Source organism: Coprobacillus sp. (assembly GCF_984815275.1).
This window is the reverse complement of sequence record NZ_CFJNYH010000022.1, coordinates 26,681-51,230: the sequence shown is the minus strand read 5'-3', so window position 1 is coordinate 51,230 and position 24,550 is coordinate 26,681. Positions and strand designations below refer to the sequence as shown.

26 protein-coding genes are annotated in these 24,550 nt (G+C 29.5%); 15 read left to right on the top strand and 11 right to left on the bottom strand.

From position 1 onward, the window contains the following. From AC5M21_RS09280 to AC5M21_RS09260, 5 genes are read left to right on the top strand one after another with little or no spacing between them, the layout of a single operon-like run. Complete coding sequence (locus tag AC5M21_RS09280) at nucleotides 1-684, top strand: tRNA (adenine(22)-N(1))-methyltransferase (protein ID WP_054325275.1); 684 nt, start codon at nucleotides 1-3, stop codon at nucleotides 682-684. Next, complete coding sequence (locus AC5M21_RS09275; protein ID WP_117598737.1) at nucleotides 674-1,420, top strand: Nif3-like dinuclear metal center hexameric protein; 747 nt, start codon at nucleotides 674-676, stop codon at nucleotides 1,418-1,420. The genes AC5M21_RS09280 and AC5M21_RS09275 overlap by 11 nt, the downstream gene beginning before the upstream one ends. A gap of 25 nt (nucleotides 1,421-1,445) precedes the next feature. After that, a complete protein-coding gene (locus AC5M21_RS09270) occupies nucleotides 1,446-1,880 on the top strand; it encodes an NUDIX hydrolase (protein WP_236916435.1) in 435 nt (144 codons plus the stop codon). A 47-nt stretch (nucleotides 1,881-1,927) separates the two neighbouring features. Further along, nucleotides 1,928-2,503 carry a DUF6434 domain-containing protein gene (locus AC5M21_RS09265; RefSeq protein ID WP_117598736.1) on the top strand — a complete coding sequence of 192 codons (576 nt, stop codon included), beginning with the start codon at nucleotides 1,928-1,930 and terminating at the stop codon, nucleotides 2,501-2,503. Nucleotides 2,504-2,561: 58 nt separating this feature from the next. Continuing rightward, nucleotides 2,562-4,178 carry a GH25 family lysozyme gene (locus AC5M21_RS09260; RefSeq protein ID WP_117598735.1) on the top strand — a complete coding sequence of 539 codons (1,617 nt, stop codon included), beginning with the start codon at nucleotides 2,562-2,564 and terminating at the stop codon, nucleotides 4,176-4,178. 58 nt (nucleotides 4,179-4,236) lie between these two features. Here AC5M21_RS09260 and AC5M21_RS09255 read toward each other — a convergent pair whose 3' ends face one another. Continuing rightward, nucleotides 4,237-5,088, bottom strand: coding sequence for a Cof-type HAD-IIB family hydrolase (locus AC5M21_RS09255; protein WP_117598734.1), 852 nt, complete (start codon nucleotides 5,086-5,088; stop codon nucleotides 4,237-4,239). Between the two features lie 461 nt (nucleotides 5,089-5,549). Between AC5M21_RS09255 and AC5M21_RS09250 the strand changes: the two genes are divergently transcribed. Further along, nucleotides 5,550-6,899 carry an MATE family efflux transporter gene (locus tag AC5M21_RS09250; RefSeq protein ID WP_054325272.1) on the top strand — a complete coding sequence of 450 codons (1,350 nt, stop codon included), beginning with the start codon at nucleotides 5,550-5,552 and terminating at the stop codon, nucleotides 6,897-6,899. A 140-nt stretch (nucleotides 6,900-7,039) separates the two neighbouring features. Here AC5M21_RS09250 and AC5M21_RS09245 read toward each other — a convergent pair whose 3' ends face one another. After that, a complete protein-coding gene (locus AC5M21_RS09245; protein WP_302280549.1) occupies nucleotides 7,040-8,323 on the bottom strand; it encodes an FRG domain-containing protein in 1,284 nt (427 codons plus the stop codon). Between the two features lie 9 nt (nucleotides 8,324-8,332). Further along, nucleotides 8,333-9,253 (bottom strand): 4-hydroxy-3-methylbut-2-enyl diphosphate reductase, encoded by a 921-nt coding sequence (locus AC5M21_RS09240; protein ID WP_117598731.1) that lies wholly within the window; start codon nucleotides 9,251-9,253, stop codon nucleotides 8,333-8,335. Nucleotides 9,254-9,336: 83 nt separating this feature from the next. On the opposite strand from AC5M21_RS09240, the gene AC5M21_RS09235 reads away from it, so the two are divergent. Both AC5M21_RS09235 and AC5M21_RS09230 read left to right on the top strand, forming a co-directional pair. Further along, on the top strand, nucleotides 9,337-9,912 hold the full coding sequence (locus AC5M21_RS09235; RefSeq protein ID WP_054688499.1) for a MerR family transcriptional regulator: 576 nt from the start codon (nucleotides 9,337-9,339) through the stop codon (nucleotides 9,910-9,912). Nucleotides 9,913-9,964: 52 nt separating this feature from the next. After that, nucleotides 9,965-11,530, top strand: coding sequence for a MutS-related protein (locus AC5M21_RS09230; protein ID WP_160340818.1), 1,566 nt, complete (start codon nucleotides 9,965-9,967; stop codon nucleotides 11,528-11,530). On the opposite strand, the gene AC5M21_RS09225 is transcribed toward AC5M21_RS09230, so the two are convergent. Genes AC5M21_RS09225 through AC5M21_RS09215 form a run of 3 tightly spaced genes read right to left on the bottom strand, consistent with a single transcriptional unit; the run spans nucleotide 11,527 to nucleotide 13,335 of the window. Beyond that, entirely contained in the window at nucleotides 11,527-11,886 is a 360-nt protein-coding gene (locus AC5M21_RS09225; protein ID WP_017143857.1) for a hypothetical protein, read from the bottom strand. The two genes, AC5M21_RS09230 and AC5M21_RS09225, sit on opposite strands and share 4 nt — an antisense overlap. Before the next feature lie 54 nt (nucleotides 11,887-11,940). Further along, the gene (locus tag AC5M21_RS09220; RefSeq protein ID WP_054325271.1) at nucleotides 11,941-12,264 is read right to left on the bottom strand and encodes a PadR family transcriptional regulator; all 324 of its coding nucleotides are present in this window, start codon (nucleotides 12,262-12,264) and stop codon (nucleotides 11,941-11,943) included. A 24-nt stretch (nucleotides 12,265-12,288) separates the two neighbouring features. After that, on the bottom strand, nucleotides 12,289-13,335 hold the full coding sequence (locus AC5M21_RS09215; RefSeq protein WP_238637606.1) for a DUF1048 domain-containing protein: 1,047 nt from the start codon (nucleotides 13,333-13,335) through the stop codon (nucleotides 12,289-12,291). A gap of 173 nt (nucleotides 13,336-13,508) precedes the next feature. Here AC5M21_RS09215 and AC5M21_RS09210 point away from each other — a divergent pair, with 173 nt between their 5' ends. Both AC5M21_RS09210 and AC5M21_RS09205 read left to right on the top strand, forming a co-directional pair. Further along, entirely contained in the window at nucleotides 13,509-14,876 is a 1,368-nt protein-coding gene (locus AC5M21_RS09210; protein WP_054325270.1) for a DEAD/DEAH box helicase, read from the top strand. Nucleotides 14,877-14,881: 5 nt separating this feature from the next. After that, a complete protein-coding gene (locus tag AC5M21_RS09205; protein WP_054325269.1) occupies nucleotides 14,882-15,745 on the top strand; it encodes a deoxyribonuclease IV in 864 nt (287 codons plus the stop codon). On the opposite strand, the gene AC5M21_RS09200 is transcribed toward AC5M21_RS09205, so the two are convergent. Together AC5M21_RS09200 and ispG are read right to left on the bottom strand one after the other, a co-directional pair. Next, entirely contained in the window at nucleotides 15,718-15,978 is a 261-nt protein-coding gene (locus tag AC5M21_RS09200) for a hypothetical protein (protein ID WP_117598729.1), read from the bottom strand. The two genes, AC5M21_RS09205 and AC5M21_RS09200, sit on opposite strands and share 28 nt — an antisense overlap. A gap of 136 nt (nucleotides 15,979-16,114) precedes the next feature. Then, nucleotides 16,115-17,173, bottom strand: coding sequence for a flavodoxin-dependent (E)-4-hydroxy-3-methylbut-2-enyl-diphosphate synthase (gene ispG / locus AC5M21_RS09195; RefSeq protein WP_160340820.1), 1,059 nt, complete (start codon nucleotides 17,171-17,173; stop codon nucleotides 16,115-16,117). Between the two features lie 144 nt (nucleotides 17,174-17,317). Between ispG and AC5M21_RS09190 the strand changes: the two genes are divergently transcribed. After that, entirely contained in the window at nucleotides 17,318-18,511 is a 1,194-nt protein-coding gene (locus AC5M21_RS09190; RefSeq protein ID WP_054688498.1) for a hypothetical protein, read from the top strand. 66 nt (nucleotides 18,512-18,577) lie between these two features. Next, nucleotides 18,578-19,066 carry a DUF6512 family protein gene (locus AC5M21_RS09185; protein ID WP_117598726.1) on the top strand — a complete coding sequence of 163 codons (489 nt, stop codon included), beginning with the start codon at nucleotides 18,578-18,580 and terminating at the stop codon, nucleotides 19,064-19,066. 8 nt (nucleotides 19,067-19,074) lie between these two features. Here AC5M21_RS09185 and pepF read toward each other — a convergent pair whose 3' ends face one another. From pepF to rpsT, 3 genes are all read right to left on the bottom strand, one after another. Beyond that, the gene (gene pepF / locus AC5M21_RS09180) at nucleotides 19,075-20,841 is read right to left on the bottom strand and encodes an oligoendopeptidase F (protein ID WP_282767887.1); all 1,767 of its coding nucleotides are present in this window, start codon (nucleotides 20,839-20,841) and stop codon (nucleotides 19,075-19,077) included. 829 nt (nucleotides 20,842-21,670) lie between these two features. After that, nucleotides 21,671-22,042, bottom strand: coding sequence for a hypothetical protein (locus AC5M21_RS09175; protein ID WP_054325268.1), 372 nt, complete (start codon nucleotides 22,040-22,042; stop codon nucleotides 21,671-21,673). Nucleotides 22,043-22,114: 72 nt separating this feature from the next. Next, entirely contained in the window at nucleotides 22,115-22,378 is a 264-nt protein-coding gene (gene rpsT, locus AC5M21_RS09170) for a 30S ribosomal protein S20 (RefSeq protein WP_008787843.1), read from the bottom strand. A 123-nt stretch (nucleotides 22,379-22,501) separates the two neighbouring features. On the opposite strand from rpsT, the gene gpr reads away from it, so the two are divergent. The 3 genes from gpr to AC5M21_RS09155 all read left to right on the top strand — a co-directional run bounded on the left by gpr (nucleotide 22,502) and on the right by AC5M21_RS09155 (nucleotide 24,539). Then, nucleotides 22,502-23,470, top strand: a complete 969-nt coding sequence (gene gpr / locus AC5M21_RS09165; RefSeq protein WP_008787844.1) for a GPR endopeptidase — start codon at nucleotides 22,502-22,504, stop codon at nucleotides 23,468-23,470. A gap of 62 nt (nucleotides 23,471-23,532) precedes the next feature. Next, on the top strand, nucleotides 23,533-24,243 hold the full coding sequence (gene spoIIP / locus AC5M21_RS09160) for a stage II sporulation protein P (protein WP_008787845.1): 711 nt from the start codon (nucleotides 23,533-23,535) through the stop codon (nucleotides 24,241-24,243). Then, nucleotides 24,240-24,539 carry a hypothetical protein gene (locus AC5M21_RS09155; RefSeq protein WP_008787846.1) on the top strand — a complete coding sequence of 100 codons (300 nt, stop codon included), beginning with the start codon at nucleotides 24,240-24,242 and terminating at the stop codon, nucleotides 24,537-24,539. The genes spoIIP and AC5M21_RS09155 overlap by 4 nt, the downstream gene beginning before the upstream one ends. Nucleotides 24,540-24,550 lie beyond the last annotated feature (11 nt).

Genomic DNA, 24,550 nt, shown 5'->3' with positions numbered 1-24,550 from the left:
ATGAAACTATCAAAAAGACTACAAGCTATTGCAGATTTAATTGTAAAATATAAACAAGGGGAAATACTTGCCGATATAGGAACTGATCATGCTTATTTGCCATGTTATTTGGTTAACGAAAATATTATTGATAAGGCATATGCATGTGATATAGCAAGTGGACCTATTAACGCATCTATTGAAACAATTCAATTATATCATTTAGAAAAACAAGTCATACCACTTCTTGGAAGTGGTATGAATCCTATTCTTGATAAAGATGTTGATATGATTAGCATTTGTGGAATGGGAGGAAAACTCACCATTGATATATTAGATGAACACAGAGAATTCTTAGCTCATCATCGATTTATTTTACAGGCCAATATAGGTTTAGAAATATTAAGAGAGTATTTATATAAACAAAATATGAAAATTATAGATGAAAGTATTGTTAAGGATGCGCAGCATATTTATGAAATTATTGTTTGTGAAAAGACAGATGATATGATTGCTTATCAAGAAGAAGATTTTTACTTTGGGCCCTGTTTAAGGAAAAATAAAAATGGATTATTTTATGAAAAATGGCATAGACAATTAGAAATTCAAAAGGGAATATTAAATTCCTTAGAAGAACAACATCCACGTTATCATGAAATTATGCATCTGATAACTATGATAGAAGGTGAAATAAGTGGAAGCTAAAAACATTATTGAAATTATAGAACGTTATTATCCACTATCATTACAAGAGGACTGGGATAAATGTGGCTTACAAATTGGTGATGTTCATCAAAATGTTACAAAAATAATGATTTCTTTAAATGCAGATTTATCAAGTTTAAAAGAAGCAATTTCAAACAATTGTCAAATGCTTATTACCCATCATCCTTTTTTATTAGATCCTATAAAAAATATTGATAAAGATTCAATTATGGGTCAATTCATTTATACAGCAATTGAGAATCATATAATTGTTTATAGTTCTCATACTGCATTGGACAATGTTTCAATGAATAAGTGGCTAATTGAAGAATTAGGAGTTCATGATTCACAAGTTGGTGACCAAACAGGTATAAGTCAAATAGCAACACTCAATACACCAATGACTATGGATGCATTTCTTGATTATGTACAACAGGTATATCATTTGGATCATTTTAAATATGCTGGAAAAGTAGACATAGTTAAGAAGGTCGCTGTATGCGGGGGTAGTGGAGCAGGCTTCATGGATCAATTTTATGGAAAGGCTGACGCTTATTTAACAGGTGATACAAAATATCATCAAGCCAAAGCAGCAATTGATCATCATTTATTATTAGTTGATATTAACCATCATGCAGAAAATATTATGGTTGACAGATTAAAAGAATTATTAGAGAAGGAGTTAGATGTAGAAATTATAGCGGGGGCATCTCCAGATTACTACATGTATCGATAGTATGATTTTAACAACAGTATGTTATATGAAAAGAGACCAACAGACATTAATGCTTCACCGTATTAAAAAACAAGATGATATTAATGGTGGTAAATGGATTGGTGTTGGTGGAAAGTTTGAAGAAGGTGAAAGTGCTGAGGACTGTGTAAAGCGTGAAATCTTTGAAGAAACAGGATTGGTAGCACATTCATTAAAACTGCATGGTTTTGTTTCGTTTCCAGGACTATATTATGGTCAAGATGAAGGTATGTTTGTTTATACTTGTGATGATTTTAGTGGTGTAATTCATGAATGTGATGAAGGTGTTTTAAAATGGATAGATGATGACAAGATTTTAACTTTACCAATGTGGCAGGGAGATTATCATTTTTTTGATTGGATAAAAGATGGTCGTTTTCATAGTGCTAAAATTGTTTATGAAAATGATCAGGTTATAGAATATCAAGATAATGTTTATTAAGGTTTGCTGGATATGCAAGCCTTTTATTTGCAGAAAAGAGGAAAATTATGGAACAAAGACCAGATTTAAATACATCGTTAGATAGTCAGACATTCAGACAGTTTTATTATCTCAAAGAAGAATTAGTTGATTTTTGTAAACAAAATCATATACCAACAAGTGGAGGAAAAATAGAACTTACAGAAAGAATAGCTTATTTTTTAGAAACTGGAAAAATTATGAAAACAACTGTTCAAACAAAAAAACAGTCTCTAATCACTGTTATTCACGAAACAGATTGTATTGAAAGCAATTTTGTATGTTCAGAAAAACATCGAGCATTCTTTAAGCAGATGATAGGTTCAAGTTTTTCATTTAATGTTCTTTTTCAAAAATGGCTAAAGAATAATACTGGTAAAACTTATAGCGAAGCTATTGAAGCTTATTACCAAATTCTTGAGAATAAGAAAAAAGGGAAAACAAAGATTGATAAACAGTTTGAATACAATACATATATTCGGGATTTTTTTGCTGATAATAAAGGGAGAACATTAGAGGATGCTATTCAATGCTGGAAGTATAAAAAAAGTATACCTGGACATAACCGTTATGAGAAATCAGATTTAAGAGCACTTAATGGTTAAAATGATTAACATTTTGGTTTCATAATGCGTTATAATCAATTATATGGAGGATAATAAAATGAATTATATTAAGCAAAATAAGAAATGGTTTATTTTATCACTTATTATTATTTTCATTATCATTATTATATCTTTATTCTTTTTTCTTAATAACAATGATCAAAAGGATAATAAAAATAAAACATTTGATACATCTTTGGTAGGAGAAGCAAGTGTAGATCCTGAAAATTTTGATGAAACAGAGGAAGGAACACCTATAGACGCTGATCAATTAAATGGAGAACAGGGAAAAAGTAATGGTATTGATGTATCTAAATGGCAAGGGAAAATTGATTGGAATCAAGTCAAGAAAAGCCAAATCGATTTTGTCTTCATCCGTATTGGTTATCGTGGAGAAAATGGTATTATATATAAAGATGATAACGCTGATTATAATATTCAGCAAGCCACAAAAGCAGGATTACTTGTAGGTGTTTATTTTTATTCTACTGCACTTAATCAAAAAGAAGCCATTGAAGAAGCAAAATGGACACTTCAATGTATAGATGGATATAGTATATCTTATCCAGTTGTCTATGATTGTGAAGGTTATAAAAATTCATCAAGTCGTACATATCAATTGAGTTCAAAGGAACGTACAGAAAATGCCCTTGCCTTTTTAGATACGATTTCAAAAGCAAACTATGAAACAATGTTTTATACATCATTAAGTGATATTAATTCTCATTGGAATATTCATGATATCAAAAATAGGCATAAGATATGGATTGCTCAATATTCATCAAAGATTTATCCTGAAAAACAAAAACCAGATTATAATGATCAATGTCATGCATGGCAATATACCAATAAAGGTCAGGTAAAGGGGATTAATGGTAATGTAGATATGGTTGTTTGTTATTTTAAAAACAAAAAAGCTGATCCTAAAAATAAAAAAGCTGAATTACCAAAAGCATCTGTACCATTAACAGAAGAAGAGAAAATATATTCAGCAGTTAATGAAAAGGTGACTGCAAAGGATGAAACAAATTTGAGGTCTCTTGCGACAATAAAAAGTGATATTGTTGCCTCTTTAAAAAATGGTGAGACCCTGACTCGCATTGCTGTGGGAACAAATGGCTGGTCAAAACTACGATATAAAAATAAGACAGTTTATGCAATAACAAGTTATTTAACAACTGATTTATCAGTTAAGAAAACAGAATCAGAAGATATCGTTTCAGGTCAGAAGTTCGAGTCTAAGAAAGATAAAGTAACTGCAAAAGATGAGGTTAATTTACGTTCACTTCCTTCAACGTCAGGGGAAGTTGTTGGAACATTAGCTAGTGGTACATTTCTTGAACGTACAGCAATAAGTCAAAAGGGCTGGTCAAGACTTATATATAAAGGTAAGGTTGTTTATGCAATAACAAGTTATTTAAGCCATGATGTTGTCGAAAAACCAAAACCGACAGAACCTGATCAATCAGATGGATTTACAGCAGTTAATGAACAAGTAACAGCAAAATCAGAAACAAATTTAAGGGATAAGCCTTCAATTGATGGTGGACAAGTTATTTATACGCTTAAAAATGGTGAATATGTAAAACGTATTGGTACTCATAGCAATGGCTGGTCAAAATTAGAGTATAATGGACAAGTGGTTTATGCAATATCATCTTATCTAGTTAATTAAGATGTGAAATTTCATTGATATGAAAAGACAAGATTTAGAAAATAAATCTTGTCTTTGTTCAAATTAATCCATGTTTTTTCATAGAATTATAGATACCATCATCAATAATATCATCTGTAATTTCATCAGCAATTGCCTTTAACCCTTCAGCTGCATTTCCTACAGCTATACCATATTGGCAAAATTCAAGCATATCAATATCGTTTAATCCATCTCCAAAAGCATATGTATTATCTTTTGGTATTCCTAAATGTGTTATGAGAGCTTCTATTGCTGATGCTTTATTGACACCAGGAACAGAGAGTTCACCACTATCATTACCAAACATTGGAACTGTGCAATGAATAACGTTAAATTCTAAGTTGAATTCTGCTTTAATATTCTCAAAAGGAAATCCTTCTTTTTCTAGGAAACAAATTTTATTCACATCATCACGATGTAAATCATAACCAATCTTTAATGAATTAATAAAATGATTTGGTGCTTCTTTCTTTTTTCTTCTTGCTTCAGGATCATTTTCTAAATCTCCATACATAATAGATTCCAATCTTGGAATAAGATGCTGACTTGCGTAAAGTCCACCATTACTTTCGATGTAAAAATCAAAGTTATGTTCTTCAAAAAAATCAACAACATGGTGTATAGCGTTTCGAGAAACTTGTTTATGATATAACATCTCATCTCCAATTTCTACAAAACCACCACCAGCGCCAATTATACCATCAAAGCCAATTTCTAAAATATGTGAAAAAATCTCCGCTTTACTTCTGCCAGTGCATAAAAAACAAAGATTCCCTTTTTGCTTTGTTGCTTGTATTGCTTTTATAGTAGACTCAGGGATAAACTCTTGTGACGAACGTACGTCAACTAACGTTCCATCAACATCAAAAAATATAACTTTTTTATTCATATAATACCTCCAATAGTTATTATATCTAAAATTTATTATAATCAAAATTATTTTCAAACCTTGCAAATTATAATTTATCATTTTCAAAAAATGGAATTATTCTTTATTTATATAGAAAAAGGTGTACAATAATAAATATTCGTTTGAAAACGATAATAATCGATAATAAGTAACTAGGGAGGATATGATAAATGAATTAATATTTTTTGGTGAGATTAGGATATCATGTTCATAAAGATAACACTTTTTCAGTTGATGAGGTTTGCATCAAATTGTAAAATTTATTGTCAATGAAAGTTATCAGGATTTGACTTTAGTTAAAAATACACCACATATGTCTTGAGATGAAATGTCACAATTGCTTCTTTATTCAAAAAGGAAATCTGTACTTTGTATGCATACAGATGGTGTAAATTATAAGCAGGTAGTTAAAGAAAAGAATAATTTATTAGGGGGATATTATGAATAAGAGTAAATCTACAGATTTAATTCATGGGCATATTGCGAAATCAATTTTTTGGTTTTCTGTTCCATTGCTGATAGGAAATTTGTTTCAACAATTGTATAATACAGTAGATGCTTATGTTGTGGGGAATTTTGTGAGTAAGGAAGCATTAGCAGCAGTTGGAGCATCTTCACCTATCATTAATATGTTAATTGGCTTCTTTATGGGACTCGCAACTGGAGCAGGGGTTATTATTGCACAATATTTTGGTGCAGGAGATAATGGGCGTTTAAAAAAGGCTGTTCATAGTTCTGCAGCATTAACACTTGTTATGTCTTTATTGTTAACAGTTATTGGAATTATTGGAACAAATCCAATGCTACATGCCATTGGAATACCAGCTGATGTCTTCCATGATTCCTCTACATATTTAATGATATATTTTGCAGGTATTTCATTTAATCTGATTTATAATATGGGATCAGGAATATTAAGAGCAATGGGTGATTCTAAGCGACCTCTTTATTTCTTAATTATTGCTTGTATTGTTAATATCATTTTAGATTTCCTATTTGTAAAATATTTACATATGGGAGTTGCTGGGGCAGGGTATGCAACATTAATAGCGCAGGCTATAAGTGCTATACTTGTTGTTATTGTCTTGATAAGAAGTGAAGGTCCACATCAATTATTCTGGAAACAAATTCGTTTTCATTTTCCAATCTTAAAGAAAATAATTATGGTGGGGTTACCTACGGGAATTCAACAAAGTATAGTATCTTTATCAAATGTTATCGTTCAGTCTTATGTTAATGCATTTGGTTCAAGTGTTGTTGCTGGATATTCAGCAACAATACGTATTGATGGATTTGTTAATTTACCATTGCAAAGTTTTAATATGGCAGTGACAACGTTTGTGGGGCAAAATATTGGTGCTAAGCAATATGAACGCGTCAAAAAAGGTTCGCGTATTGCACTGTGGATGACTATGGCAGTTATTGCAACAATGGCTATTTCACTCTTCTTTTTTGGAGAAAGTTTTATTGCTATTTTTAATAGTGAACCAGATGTTATTCAGGCAGGGCGCACAATGCAATTAGCATTTGTACCTTTCTATATTATGTTGCCAGTTGTACAGATTTATAATGGTGTTTTAAGAGGTGCAGGGAAATCTTCAGTTCCAATGTATATTATGGTTTTTAATTTTGTTATTTTAAGACAGATTTATTTGGCAATAGTGACGCAGATGACATCAGATGTTTATTTTGTTTTTATGGGCTGGCCTGTCACTTGGGTAACTTGTGCAATTATGTTTATTATCTATTATCACAAGGTTAATTGGTTAAATCAGCAATCCGTTTCATAAATAAAAGTTCTTTTCAAATAGTTAATTTTATTATTATTGATTTGTGAGTATTTCTATTAGAGAATGTGGTTATCACACTTTCGATTAATATAAAAAAGCAGACTTCACTGTAAGTATAATACAAGGAGTCTGTTTTTTTATTAAAGCATTTTATGAGTCATTTCTTTGATATACTGACTAACATCATCCATTCCAGTGTAAAGTGTTGCTCTATTGAAGTCAAAAATATCAAGAAGTTCTAATAGTTCTTTTTTGAGATTTTTAGGAATATGTATGATGACTTTGCATCCATTTTGTTTATGAAAAATCTTATCTATTTGTTGATCATGATATTTTGGGTGAGTACAAATAATAAATAATCCAGCTTGTCTAGCAATTCTTTCATTATTATCATAGTTAGCTCTCACAATATAGACTTGCTTTAAAGAATTTGGATTTATTTTATTAGTGAAACCAGATTTTTCATAAGCGATTTCGCTAGCGAGTTTATCAAATAATTGCTGAGGAACTTTGCTAGGGGAAGCATATATTTTATCAAATATTTGATTTTTTTCTAAGTAATTCAAGCGACATAAAGAAGATATAATACGAACTGAATCACTATGAGCATATCTTATCTGTTTTTCTTGTTCTTCAAATAAAATGATAGAACCATCAAACTTTTTAGGATTTTGACAGGCAAAATATAAGGCTACAAGTGGATTTGTTGTAATATCTAAAAGCCTTGTGGGAAGTGTATAATGTTGCATTTTTGAAAGACGCTGAAAATTTGTGTTACACTTTTCAAACTCTGTCGTTTTTCTCATAATCAATTGATTGTACATATAGTCTTCATTATTAATCCATGAATTCTCTCGAAATAATGATGGAATGGCTTTATAGTTAATATTATCGTGCCCTCTATAAAAAAGTTGTGTAGCATCTTTATCAATATTCTTTTGTATTTCTTTAAGAATAGAAGTGAATTCTTCAAATGCACTCATATTTTTATGAGTTCCTAAAGAATAAATTAAAACTTTATTCATATGAAAAAAGAATGGTTTTTCATATGATATATTATTATGCATTGGGAAATGTTTAATCCAGAAGTCAATAATCTGTTGAAATGATGTTTTCGTGATACTATTAGACAGCATAATCATAAAATATTCAATTTGCTGTACTTTAGAAAAATCATATTCTTTAAACAACTGGGATTGAAATAAACCAATCAATTGTTTTTCTGTCAATTCCTTGAATTCTTTTTGAGTTTTGATGTATTTTTCCATTTGTTTAAGAAGTTGTGCGAGGATATCTCGAGATTTTTTTGGGACATCACTTTTTTTGTATTGTTCAACATAATTATCCAAATGGAAAAAATCTGCATCAGACACTTTATATGTAATCAATCTTTCAATTAAATGTGCCAATGTATTTATATTCAAGATTTATCACTATCCTTTCTGTTCATCTAATATTTTTTCCTTTTCAATAGATGGTTTGACATGTGTTTCTGGATTATTTTCATCAAACTGTTCTAAAAATGATATAACTTGATTTGTTAAATAAGTAGGAGTAGAGGCTCCTGAAGAAACTGCTGCTTTTGTCTTGCCTTTTAAATTAGTAATATTTAAATCTTGAATACTTTCAATCATATAGACATCTTTATTTTCTCCTGCAATTGAAGCAAGTTTTTGTGTATTATGGGAATGGGGATCACCAACAATAAAAACAATATCAATATCATCATCAATATTTTTAATCGCCTCTTGTCTGATCTTTGTCGCAGTACATGTTTCTTTTGCAATTTCTACATAAGGAAGAGTATTTTTAGCAAATTCACATAATTCATAAACATCATAAAGAGACATTGTTGTTTGATTTGTAATGATGTATTTTTTCTGAGGATTCATTTTAAGAATATCTTCTTTTTGAGTGATTAGATGAATCTTATGTGAATTGATTGAAATAGCACCTTCTGCTTCTGGATGACCTACTTTTCCAATATATAAAATTTCATATCCAAGTTTCAATTTATCTTTAATCAAATCATGTGTTTTGATAACATCTTGGCATGATGCATCAATAACATTCAAGCCTTTTTTTTGTGCTTTTAAAAAGACTTGCTCACTTGCTCCATGAGCAGTAATAATAACTGTACCATCATCAATATCATCTAATAATTCCAATCTCGTTTTTCCTTTGTGGTCAATTGTTTTAACACCTAATTCTTCTAATGCATTGACAATATATTGGTTATGTACAATCATGCCTAAAATATATACTGGCGGTTTCTGACTTGCTTTTTTAGCTATATTAATGGCATTGACAACCCCTTTACAGTATCCTCTAGGGACAATAGCTTTGACTTCCATTTTATAAATCACCTCCTATGCATTATAACATATTGTGATTCTAAAAAAAGTCTTTATAATATATTTTATAAGGAGGAGTACTTATGTATATTCAGGAAATATCTCAAAAACTTCAATTATCTAAAAAAGCAATTAATCTTTATGAAGAGAAAGGACTTATTCAACCACAAAAAGACGATCATGGTTATCGTATTTATTTAGAGAAAGAAAAACAAACATTATTAAAAATAAAACAATTAAGACGGTTAGGATTTCATTTAGAAGAAATTAAAAAAGTACTATTGGAGAAACAATATCATATTTTTGATCAGAAAAAAACTGAATATCAAGAAAAACTTTTCCAGATTAATACTTCAATTCAATATATTGATGATATTAAAGAAACTTTAATGAATGAAAATGATATCAATGAAATCTCTCAAGAAATTGATCAAACTTATCATTTAGAAGTCTCTTTTAATCAAGAGAATACAGAGATTAATTTTGATAAATTATGTATTTATCTTTTTACATTAGCCTGGGTTTTTGCTCCTAAAGTAGAGGTCAATTTTTTATGTGAATTTTTATCATACACTTTTTATATAAGTGCATTTTTAATCTATGCTTCGTCTCGAGTGAGATTATTTCTCTTTAAAATCGTTCGTTTCTTTGAAAAATAATTTGACAATCCCTAAGGGAATGGCTTTATAGTGGAGTGAGGAGGGATGGTTTATGATTATTTATATAAGTATTATTTTTATCTTCATTTGTATTCTTTTATTCATCAAATATCTATATCGTTATTATAAGACAAAAATGCTTTATAAAAGTTTTTATCTTGATAAAAGAGATACTGAAGAAGAAATCACAAAAGAATACTTTAAGAAAATTAAAAATCCTGATATTGATGAGGGTGTCTATAATGATTTAGAATTAGATCAGATTTTTAATATCGTGAATAGGACATATAGTGATGTTGGAAAAGAATATATGTATGGACAAATGTTTATATCAAACCATTGTCATAAAGATTTGGAAAATATCATTGAGAAATTAAAAAATGAAAAACTTTTAAAAAAGGTTTTATATGAACTCTATAGTTTATCAAGAGGATATACTCCTTCACTACAATTTTTTGAACAAGACAATATGTTTACACAAAGGGATACAATTAGTATTTTTTTATCAACACTCATTTTATCTAGTCTTATATTAAGTTGTTTTTTTGATATAATGATGGTTAAATATGTTGTATTATGGTTAATGATTCAAGTAGGTCTTTATACACACTATGTTAAAAAAACAGATGATATGATGAGTCAGTGTATGAGTTATTCTTTTGTTGTAGAATGTCTGAAGTCTCTTCAAAGATTTCATTTGTTTTCAACAGAAGAAAGTAAAAAAATATATAAAATGATAAATAGGGCTAATCGTTATACTCTTGTGAGTAGAGTTATTGGAACTCTAAGTCAAATAGATATATTTTATCTTATGGAGTTTATAAAAGGAATCTTTTTTTTACCAATATATCAATGTTATTTTTTACTAAAACATAAGAATGAACTAGGGGAAGATTTTTTAGAGATGTATGAATATGTTGGAAAAGTTGAAACAGCTGTTTCTATTCTTTCATTGCGTCATCAGTACCAGACATGTATTCCAGAGGTTTCATCTGTGCCAATTGTACAATTTAAGAATTGTTATCATCCAATTATTAAGAATCCTGTAAAAAATAGTTTTTCTACAGATACATCTTGTATGATTACAGGTTCAAATGCATCAGGTAAATCTACTTTTTTGAAAACCGTGGGTATAAATATGATTATGGCAAAAGCATATCATACATGTTTTGCTGATGAGTTTGTTTATTATCCATTTCAGCTTTACACATCAATTCATATTCAAGATAATCTAAAGACTGGTGAAAGTTATTATATAAGGGAGATAAAAACTTTGAAAACAATTTTAAACATGATGTCAACACACCAGTGTTTAATACTTATTGATGAAATTTTAAGAGGTACCAATGAGAAAGAAAGAATTGCGATTTCCAAAGTTGTATTAAAGTATATGTTTGAAAGTCAATCCTTGATATTTGTAACAACACATGATTTATCTATTGTTGATGCTTTTAGCAATATCTCTCAATATTGTTTTAATGATGACATTGTTGATAAGATATGGAAGAGTGATTATAAAATAAAAGCAGGAGTTTGTAAAGTTGGAAATGCTATTAAGCTTTTAGAGGTATATGGTTTTGATAGCAAAATTGTAGAACAGTTAAAAAAGCCTTATTAGGCTTTTTCTTGTGGCAACATGTTTTCAAAGACTTCAGATTCTTGATTGATACTTTGATCTATTTCTTCATCTAAATCATCAAAATCAAATTGCTTAACAGCCTTTACAACTCTAAATGCAGTTGTTGCATTGTGCAGGACTGGTCTTAATTGATTCACAATAGGAATAATTTGATTAGCTGTATAAAGTGTTTTTTGAGCAGTCCTAATTGTTGAAGACATTGATAATTGATTCAGTGAATATTTCATTGATTGAAGCAGTGATGGTTTCATCCCCATCATTCCCATAGGATACATCATAGATTGCTGTGGCATATAAGGATATGGATAAGGATTACCTGGAAATTGTGGATACATCATAACACCTCCTATATTAGTATATGTTTATTTTATAAAGGTGTTAGTTATTTATCATGATTTATGAAATAAGATTTGATTTGATATTTGAATTATGTTTTGATACATGGTGAGATATTTTTCTAGATGGTTTATTCCTAACTGTGTTATCGAATAATATTTTCGAGTTGGACCAAGTGGAGATTTTGCTTTACGACATCGAATAAACTCTTTTTTCTCCAAACGTGATAATATGGGATAAAGTGTTCCTTCAATAATATTTTTAAGTCCTGCATCACTTAATTTTAATAGAATATCATAGCCATATGTTTCTTCCTGACTAATAATTTTAAGAACACATCCTTCTAATATCCCTTTAAGTAGTTGACTTTCGTCCATACATCTCCCTCTTTTCTAATTATTTCATTGATTAAGACTTTGATCAAAGATATCAATTTGTTTTTCATGTATCATTTGATATAATTTTAGTCTTGCTATTTTGCCTTTGTCAAGAAGCTTATAGATAGGAATTTCTATAATGAGGAGTAAGCTTGTAAATAGCATTGCATCAGGAGTTTCACTTGTTATAAAAGTGCCAATAATAATAATGAGCACCATAATTATAAAGCATATACTTCCATAATGATCCATGCGCTTATCTTTTTGAAATCTTTCCTCATACCATGTCTGGACATCTAAAGGGATTAAATTCTTCTTTTTTTGTTTTACACAATATTTATTATATTTCTTTCGCATTTGCATAATATTCTCGTTCATAACACTATCATCAAAAGAAAAATAGTTTTCTTCCTGTTGATCAATACGTTTTTGCTGGTTCTTGTGTAAGGTGCATATTGTATATATACTCAATGTGAGGAATAAGAAAAGCCATCGTGGTAAAGGAATCAAAGAATCAATTTGTTCTGGTATAAAAAATATGCTTATAAAAATAATAAAAAAGAGAATCACTGTGATGATATTATCAACTTTTTTTGTATACCATGAATATTTAAAAATAAGTTTTCTGGTTAATAATTTAAAGAGAATGAAAATAAATAAAGAAATAAACATGGAACAAAAGAAGGCACCCATCTCTACATGAGTTGTCCATGGCGAATAAACACCATCAAAAAAATCTACAATTAATCCTATAGTTGTTAAAATAAATGCGATAAGGGATAATATACGATAGGCATTTAAAAATTGAAATATTCTATGAAGAGGAGTATTGGTGTGGCTTTTTACCAATTGATTGCAGAAAAGTTTCATATCAGAGCCAATCACATCTTCAAGTGGACGAGAATCTTCTTGAGCAGATAACAATAAATCTACAACTTCATTCATAATGACACTTAAATTATCACCGGGAAATAGGATGGCTTCAATATATATAGCCATTTTCTCATAAGCTGATTTGTATTCGTTTGTTAACTTTTGAGCATAGTCATCGTAGTTAATATCATTTATCATTTGTCATTCCTCCTACTCCTTGTTTATACATAGTACCTAGTATGAGTATAATATACTACTATGCTATGTCAAGTAGTAACGTGAAAATACAAAAAAGTAACTATTCAAGCAAAGTATTTTGCTTTTTGAATTGAATTATAGTATAATCAAAAGGCTTGAAAGGAGGCGTTATAATGAAATTATATGAACAATATCAATTTAACCCATTTGTCAAAGAGACAATTACTGAATTAAAATTTGAATCGCCTACAAAAATTCAAAAAGAAATCATACCTTTAGTATATAAACAAAGAGATATTATTGGAATCTCACAAACTGGAACAGGGAAAACACATGCTTTTTTGATTCCAATTATGGATATGATTGATGTCACATCAGACTGTGTGCAAGCAGTTATCACAGCACCAACGAGAGAATTAGCTTCACAAATATATGAACATGCCAAACTTTTTATGAAGTATAATCAAGATTTACGTGTTTCTTTAATTATTGGTGGAAGTGATAAACAAAAGGCTATTGATAAATTAACGATTCAACCTCATATTGTTATTGGAACACCAGGAAGAATTAAAGATTTATCATTAGATGAACAAGCTTTAAAAATCACTACAGCAGATATCTTTGTCATTGATGAAGCAGATATGACATTGGAATTTGGATATCTGGAAGATATTGATGCTGTTTTAGGAAAGATGAAAGAAAATCTTCAAATGATGGTTTTTTCAGCAACAATTCCACAAATGTTAAGACCTTTTTTACAAAAATATATGCAAAATCCTAAAATGGTTGAAATTGATGAACAATTAACAACAACTCGTAATGTTTCACATTATTTAGTTCCAACAAAACATCGTGATCGTTATCAGGTTTTAAAGCAAATTATGGGTATTATTGATCCTTACATTTGTTTGATTTTCTGTAATAAGAGAACTCAAGCTGCTGACTTGACTATGAAATTAAGAAATGATGGTTATAAGGTTGGAGAGATTCATGGGGACTTAGAACCAAGAGAACGTCGTCAAATGATGAGACGTATTAAAAATATGGACTATCAATATATTGTTGCTACTGATATTGCAGCAAGAGGTATTGATATTGATGGTGCAAGCCATATTATTAATATGGAGTTCCCAACTGAACTTGATTTCTATATTCATAGAAGTGGACGTTGTGGACGTGGAAAATATACTGGTGAATGTTATAGTATGTATGATACAAGCAATCAGAATATTGTTCAGGCATTAGAAAAGAAGGGGATTACTTTTGAAATGAAAGAAGTCAAAGGTGATCAATTCGTTGATACTAAAGATCGTGAAAAACGTAAATCACGTGAAAAACATCAAACAGAATTAGAAAAGAAAATTACGTCTATTGTAAGAAAGCCAACAAAAGTGAAACCAGGCTATAAGAAAAAGCGTAAAAGAGTTATTGAAAAAATGGTTAAGCAAGAAAAAAGAGCAATGATTAAACAAGATATTAAGCGACAGAAAAAAGAACGTGCAAAACAAGCACAAAGGGAAAAACGTGAAAGAGAGGAATAAAATGAATGTTGAAAATTGGTAGTCATGTTTCCATGAGTGGAAAAGAAATGATGTTAGGTTCTGTAAAAGAAGCATTATCATATGGTTCAACAACTTTTATGTTTTATACAGGAGCACCACAGAACACTGCTAGAAAACCAATTGATCAATTGAGAATTGATGAAGCAAAGGCATTGATGGCAGAAAACAATATTAATATAGATGATGTTGTTGTTCATGCTCCTTATATAATTAATTTGGCAAATACAATAAAACCTGAAACTTTTGAATTGGCTGTTCGTTTTTTAAAACAGGAAATTGCACGATGTGAAGCTATTGGTATTTCAAAATTGGTTTTACATCCAGGAGCACATGTCAAAGCTGGCGACGAAATTGGACTTCAACAGATTGTGAATGGTTTAAATCAAGTTCTTGATAAAGATCAAACTGTGCATATTGCTTTAGAAACAATGGCAGGTAAGGGCAGTGAATTGGGGCGTGATTTTGATCAGTTAAAATATATTATTGAACATGTTGAACATAATGAATTGTTAGGGGTTTGTTTAGATACATGTCATTTACATGATGGCGGTTATGATTTAACAAAATTTGAAGATATTCTTGATGAGTTTGATGAAAAGATTGGTTTGGATCGTTTGCTTGTTGTTCATGTGAATGATTCTAAGAATGAAAGAGGAGCTCATAAAGATAGACATGAAAATATTGGATATGGTTATATTGGATTTGAGACATTGAATTCGATTGTTCATCATCCAAAATTAAAAGATGTTCCTAAGATATTAGAAACACCTTACATAGATGAACATGCTCCATATAAAGAAGAAATTGATATGTTAAAAAATCAAATCTTCAATAATGGTTTGAAATAATTGTTTAATAAACCAATAATCTTTTGACAAGTGAATTCACTTGTCAATTTTTTTATATAGTTTTCTAGTACAAATTGATATTGATCATGAACCAAAGCATATTGGTTATTTTTAATGATTGATAAAACTGTCTCCTGAGTTTCCTCATCTAATTCAATATCAAATTCTTGTAATAAAATCTTAAAGTCTTCAAGTTTTAATTTAGATATATATTCACTATTTTGGTCTCGCATCTTTTGTTCCTCCTACATATAAACTATGTAAAAAATCTCTAAAGAATGACTATTCCCATATAAAAAGTTTTGAAAATAAAGAACCTGTTATGTAAGTTTATGAATTTTAAATACGAAAAAAGGCTTAAGTAAATACTCAAACCTTTGTCATATTTATAATTTCTTCTTTTAATACTTTAACCATATCTTCTTGTCTGACTTTTTTAATAATTTCTCCTTTTTTAATAAGGAGTCCCTCCTTTACACCACCAGCAATTGCGATATCAGCATGTTTTGCTTCACCAGGACCATTAACTGCACAGCCCATGATAGCAACTGTAATATCTTTATGAATAGTATTTAAGAAATCTTCTATTTCACTTGCAATGGGAATGAGATCATATTGAATTCTTCCACACGTTGGACAAGAGACTAGCGTAGGAACATTTTCAATCAATTCTAATTCTTTTAATAAAGTTTTCGCAACTTTGATTTCTTCAACAGGGTCATCACTTAAAGAGACACGAATAGTGTTTCCAATACCTTGATAAAGAAGTGTTCCAATCCCCAAACTTGATTTAATCGTTCCACCAAGTTTAGTCCCTGCTTCAGTAACACCAATATGGAGAGGGCAATCAAAAGTTTGACTTGCTAATTGATAAGCTTCAATAGTTAATAATGTATTTGAAGATTTTAATGAGATTGCATAGTCATGAAAATTTAGTGATTCTAGTATATCAATATGTTTCTTAGCACTTTCAATCATTCCTTGAGCTGTAGGTTTACCATATTTTTGAAGAATATCTTTTTCTAATGAACCACTATTAACACCAATACGGATGGGAATATGTTTTTTTTGACAAGCTTCTACAACAGTTTTGACCTTGTCTATTGAACCTATATTTCCAGGATTGATTCTGATTTTATCAATACCATTTTCAATCGCAGTCAGTGCAAGTTTATAATCAAAGTGAATATCAGCAATTAAAGGTATATGAATGCTTTTTTTGATAGTAGATATTGCTTTTGCATCATCTTTATCAAAGACAGCAACTCTTACCATTTCACAACCAGCTTCTTCCAATTTGAGAATTTGGTTTATTGTATTTTTTGTATCTTTGGTTTTTGTATTGCACATTGATTGAATAATCACATGTTGATTTCCACCTAATGTTAAATTTCCAACTTTAAATGATTTCGTTTCATGTCTTAACATAATTATCTAACCTCGTTTCTACTCTTATTATACCATATTTTATCATCTAGCCAATAAAAGAAGTCATAACGCATAATTTTGTCGTCAATATTTAGGGAATATGCTAAAATGAAAGTAAGGTAGGTGTTGAATTGGAGGGATATTATGGATAATCATACGAGTATGAGCGAAACACAACAACTGAAATCTGCTATTCAATATATTATAACTGGTTTCCTATTTGCCAGTTTAACTATTGATATAGGGTGGATACCTGAAATTGAAGGGCTTATTTCTGTTTTATGGTTTTTTATTGGATTAAGAATGACTAAAGGTCTCAATTGGAAATTCAAATATGCATATTATCTTAGTCTCTATTTTTTGTTTGCATACTTATTAACAACAATTGTTAATATTCAAACACCGCTCACATTACCTAGTTATTACTATACTACTCATGCTATTTTAAAAGTTATACAAATGACTTTAGTGTTTTTAGGGATGAAAGAAAATTCTTCTTCCATGCGTTTAGATATCACTTTATTTTCTTATTATATGATTTGTTTAATTGGTACTTTTCTTGGTGGAGATGATGTATCATTTCTCATTTGGGGAAGTGTACTGTTATTCATATATATAGTTTATCGTCAATTAAAAAAGTGTAAGCAAGATGCTATAGACTGTCATCTAGTTATGGAATCAAACAATAGAATTTCTACAGGCGTCATTATTATTGGATATTGTATAAGTCTTTTTGTGGTTGGTTATATCATTATTTGGATCTGGCCTCTTATTTCATATAATTACCATGATCTTTATAAACCTACTTATCATAATTTAGATGTTTTAGATGTCACCAATCAAATTGAAGGATGGGATAGTGCAACTATTTATAATATGAATGAGTATCAAAATCTTTATGTATTTCATAAGCAGGAGAAATTAGATAAAAGATATGCAATGATTGATTCAGAGATATATTGTAATTATGGACATGATAAGTATGATGTTGAAGTTGGTATGATAGATTTTGCCAATGGTGAACAATCGTATCAAATTGATGAGAGAATACCTGATTATTTAACTCAAATTGATTCGTTTTTTAATAGTTCATCTTCGGGACGAAGATACTATCGCGTATTTGTAAATCCATTTGATGAAACTCTTAATGTAACATTAGAGATTCTAGCACCTGTTTCAACAATTTATAACGAAGATGACGAAGAGCAGAGTATTGCTATAACTGGTGAATTTAAATATTATGAATATGGAGATACTTATTTTGGTGATATGCATAACTACAAATCTCAAAGTTTTTATGCGTATGTTTATAAAAGCAAATGGGTATTTAACGACTAGAGAATATTTTTTATCTTTTTGCTATAATTTAATATTTTTATCATAATATATAGTGGTGATCATTATATGTTATGGATTATAACAATTATAGAATTTTTAATTGGTTCAGTTTTGCATTTTGTATATGATATTTTTCCTTATTCTGTGGTTGCTCTTATAGCTCCAGTCAATGAAAGTATTTTTGAACACTTAAAGTTAGTTTTATATCCTATGCTACTTATTGATATCATTTTGTTATTGAGAAATAAAAAAACATATTCATTGACAAGTATGTTAGTGGGAATAATCACTGGTATATTAAGTGTGGTATTGATTTATTACTTCTATCATTATGGTTTAGGCATTGAAAGCCTTATTGTAGATATTGTATTATTATTTGTGGGAATCCTGCTTGGAAATGTAATGATGATTATTGTTGATAAACATCATTGGAATATGGATTGGCGCATTAATCTTATTATTCTTGTTGCATTAATTGTTCTTTTTAGTGTATGGACTTTTTATCCACCTGATTTGCCTATTTTCATAGATAACAGTAAAGCAGTGCTATCATAGCACTGCTTTTAAATGAGTTCTTCAAATTGATTAAGAATATTTTCAAAATAATGGAAGGCATCATCATAGAGTTGATTTTCTAATGGATTGACAAGAGCATCCTTTAATAAATCAACAGGATCCTTGCTACCTCCAGATTTTAGGAAATTCAAGTATGCTTCTTTCTGTTTTTGATCTCCATCAAGTATACGAGAAACAATTGCTAAGGCAACAGTCATACCCAATGTGTATTTATATACATAATAATTATAATAGAAGTGAGGAATATAGAAGCATGAATGACTCACATATTGGTCCATAGTAACATCAGGTCCAAAATATTCAGCATTCTTACTCATATATAAATCAGTAATCATTTGAGCTGACATGGGTTTTCCTTCTTGAGCCCAAGTATGCAGAATATGTTCAAAGTCAGCATACATTGGTTGTCTAAAAATAAGTCCAACACAATTTTCTAATAATTCATAAAGGAAATAGGCTTTTTCTTCTTTAGACGAAGCATGTTCAAGCATATAATTGATTAATAATGTTTCATTAACGGTTGAGGCAACTTCTGCCACAAAAATGCGATAATCACAATTAATAGGTGATTGATGATGACATGAAAGATAAGTGTGAGCACTATGACCAAGTTCATGTATCATTGTTGATAATGAGTTATAGTCACCAATGAAATTCATTAATATATATGGATTGGTATCATAACATCCGCTTGAATAAGCACCAACACGTTTGCCGGCATGTGGATAATAATCAATCCATCTTTCATCTCTTGCTTTTTGAATGATTTCAACATAATCATTTCCAAAAACTTTGACAACATCTAAGATAATATCAAAACATTCATCAACTGTGTATTTTTTTGTATCATATTCAACAAGTGGTATATTTAAATCGTAATTATACATTGTTTCAAGATTAAGAACTTTTTTCTTAAGAGCATTGTAACGATGAAATAAAGGTCTATATTCTTTATTCGCTTTTTCTAAAATTTTAAAGAATAATGATGTTGGTACATTATCATCAAAAAGACTTGCTTCTAATGGACTATTGAATTTTTTTACATCAGCATAGAAAGCATTTTTTTTCATAACACCTGCTAAAGTTGCAGCAAAGACATTTTCATATTTTTTGTATTCTTTAAAAAAGTTATGATAAGCTTCTTGTCTGACATTTGGATCAGGATTTTTAAGAAACTCTGATAAAGTTGCACTGTTTAAGAATTTCTCTTCTCCATTAATATGGACAGGGTCATAATCAAGACGAAAAGCATCAAAAACTTGTGAAGAAACATCAGAAATAGAAGATGTTTTAGAAATGAGAGTTTCCATTTCTTGAGAAAGGACATGTTTCTTTTGTCTGAGAATCTCAGAAATAGAATAGCGATAATCCGCCAGCCTTTCATCCTTTAAGAAGTTTTCAACTTTTGTATGTGCAGCAATCATCTCTACTGTATAAAAATCTAATGCAGAAGTGACTTGGTCATAAAATGAGAGAATGGCTGCATACATTGTTTGATATTTCTGTTGATTTGGTTCAACATCACAGTGTAAATGTGCAAAACAATGTAGTTTTTGAATATATCGTGACATTCTTATATACTCTTCATGAAAGTTGATAAAATGTTCAACATCACTTAAAAAGTGCTCTTTTTGTAGAACTAACTGATCTAATAATTGTTTTGCTTCGTTTAAATCATTGTAAAACTCTTGCTCATCTTTATAAATCGAAGAGAGATTCCATGTATCTTTTGTTTCAATACTTTCTCGTTCCATATGTTTCCTCCTTGTATAGAATATATGATATGTCTTTCCTAAAATTTTGTCAATGCCTACGAATGTATGGTATACTAAAAAGAAAGAAGAGGGGATACTTATACTATCCTTAAAGAAGTTAGAGCAAGTGTTCTAATAATGGTTATTGACACATTTGCAAATCTACAGAATATCATATATATAATGATTCCTTAAGGATTATGTCTAATGATGATGTGAATTCATGTGTTATGAGCATCATAAGCAAATTGATTTATGGGTAAGAGAGAATTTGGTATTGAATGATTGAAGTATTAGGATATAGGACATTCAAAGGAGAAATGTACTATTTTTGATGTTTAAACTCATCAATTCCATTAGGCGATTTTGTTTCAATTAAATGAATGCTGATGGTTTGTAGTACAAAAAGATGACTTTTTTTGCCTTATTTTGAATGAGTAGTATGATTACAGGTATGAATTGATTATATATTTTATCAGGTAAAATAATGGTTAAATTTAAAAAAGTATTGAATATATCAGATAAAGATTAATTATTTTATTCGTTTTGAATATTCTAATTTTTACTTGGTAAAAAATCAAGAAAACATTGATTATATCAACAGTATTTAATGATAAGCAATTATGAATATGTTGATTTTATTAGGGTTAAATAGTAACCTGTGATGTTTTAAAATTTATTTGTACTGATATTCTGTTTTAGAAAGATAAATGTTTGATTTAATTTATTTTCATTTTCGATTATAAAAAATAGTTATTCTTAAATATAAGGTGATGGAATGGATTTTTGAAAAGTAAGATATGTATTCTAAAATAAAAAAACTCTTCATTTAAGCATTGAAGAGTGTAAACCAAAAGCAGAGTGTTATGATGGAAAGAAGTGGAGCCATAAAATATCTTCTTTCTTCACATTGTGATTGTAAATTTTTACAAGTTATAAAAGTAAGTATGATAGCAAAAAGAAGACAAATTAATTGAACAAAACTTTGTGGTAATCGTAATGTTGTGATATGGCCTTCTTCTAGTAACACAAACATAGCAATCAATTGTAAGATAAAAGATATAGCATAAATTTTTTTAAGTGAGAAATGAGTTGTTTTTCTCATAATCATAAATTCTCCCAAAGGATATCCTAATATATTCATAAAAGTAATAACTGCAACATAGACTAATAAAAAAGAGCCTATCAAACTACAAATCATATGTATCACCCCAATGAATACTTTAACATGTTTTTAAAACAGTTTTTGTCAAATAAAAAACTCTATCACAAATTAAGCGATAGAGTTAACCAATGTAGCTAATCTTGATTTTTGTCTGCTAGCATAGTTTTTATGATGAATACCTTTACTTACAGATGCATCTAATTTAGATGCAGCGACATTGTAAGCAGCAACTGCAGCTTCTTTATCTCCAGCTTCAACTGCAGTTTTTACTTTCTTAATTGCAGTTTTTAAAGCACTTTTATAAGAATTGTTTAATTCACGTTTTTTGTTATCGTTTTTATAACGTTTGATTTGTTGTTTCATGTTTGCCATTGTTCTTTCACCTCGCTTTTGTATTTCGCCATGTTATTCTATCAAAAATAGACGATAAATGCAATGTTTTATTGTGAAATGATTATATTTTTTTAAAATGGTAATGATTAATGTGGTGAGAACATGAAAAAATATTATACACGAAGTGATTTGGCTATTGAATCATTAGCCCATGCTGTTAAAGACAAAGATTATAAACATAGTGAAAAAAAAGAAGGAAATGTTACAATTGAAACATTTGAAATTTTACAAACAAGTGAACTCTATCCACATGAAGTTGGACAATATGTAGAAATTAGTTTTCCTGATTATCAAGATATTTCAACTTTAACTGAACAATTTGAGAAACAACTCTCTACATTTATTAAAGCTAAAACGAATACAATTGACCCATTAATTCTTTTTGTAGGTTTAGGAAATGAAACTTTAACAAGTGATGCTATTGGGCCTAGAACTTTAAAACATATTCGAGCTACACATCATTATCCATTGGATGAAAGGCATCAGAATCAATATTATGATAGTATGTGTGTGGCTCCAGGTGTTATGGCGCGCACTGGTATGGAAACTGCTGATATTGTTCAATGTTTAGTAGAAGAATTTCATCCAGATATGATTATTGCAATTGATGCATTGTGTGCACAAAGTTATGAAAAAATTTGTCATGTTATTCAAATGAATAATGTTGGTATTTATCCTGGTAGTGGTATTGGAAATCATCGTAAAAGTATTACAGAATCATCGATGGGTGTCCCAGTTGTTGCAATTGGGATTCCAACGGTTATTCATGTATCCAGTCTGGTAAGTGATGTTTACAACTTATTGGAAGGTTATTTCAAAGAATCACTGGACCCATCAACATCTTTGAAGGTGGGGAAACGTAGGAGATATGAAGGAAGACTCAATGAGGTTCAAAGACGATTGATCCTAGGGGAAATTGGTCAACTTGATGAACAAAAGCGTATTCAATTATTAAATGAGGTTTTAAACCCTATTGAAAGTCAATTTGTAATGAGTGATAAAGATATTGATTTTGATATTGAAATGATTTCTAAGATACTATCTTCAGGAATAAATCATTTAAGGTATTAAAGGTGTACTAAATACACCTTTTTTTGCATATATTCTGTTGTATAGTAATAGGGGGAAGAACTATGAATAACAATTTGAAAATTGTTTTGAAAGTGATTGTTGTGGTTGTAATTTTATTAAATCTTCCTTTCCAAAAGGTATACAGTGAAAACGTAGAGAATATCGTATCTTCTTTAACAACAACAGATGTTAAGAAGCAGTCTAATGGAAAATCGATTTATATCTATAACACTCACCAAGGGGAAAAATATGCAAGTAATTCGGTCAAAGAAGGGAGCAAATATCTGATGCAATTATTAGAACAAAGAGGGTATAGTGTTGATTATGAAACAACAGATTTTGAATTGTATAAGATGAAGAATCATATTGATTATGCATATTCTTATACAGTTTCAAAGAAATATTTGAATAATGCCTTAAAAGATCATGGAGGATATGATTTGGTCATTGATTTTCATCGTGATTCTATAAAAAAATCATTATCAACAATTACTGTTGATAATAAGAATTACGCAAAGCTAATGTTTGTAGTAGGAAAGGGAAGTGGCAATTATCCAGCTGTAAATAAGTGTTGTGAGAAATTATCATCAATGATTAATAAAAAAATACCTAAATTATCACGAGGTGTTATGTTAAAACAAAGTCATTATAATCAAGGTGTAACTAAAAATATGGTCTTGATTGAAGTTGGAGCCAATGAAAACACATATGAAGAAGTTCAAAATTCACTCAATATTTTAGCATTAGTTCTTGATGAATATTTAAGTGCATGAAACAATTTTGGACAGATTTATGTTTGGTTTTGCTTTTAATATGTGTTATTTCATTGTTTTTTGGAGATTATAATGTATCTCAGACAATGTTTCAAAGGTCGATTGATGATTTTGAAGAGTCAGTTTCTTCAGGTGAAAAGCCAAAAGATCAGTATGTGACTATTCAAGATTCTTCTGATAATCATGTGTCATCATTCCTCAAAACTATGAGTGATGGATGTGTACAGGTGATTCAGTATATTGTTTTGATTTTCTCTAATTTTGTTAGTATGATATTAACTGTTATGGTATACTAATAAGGAAAGAG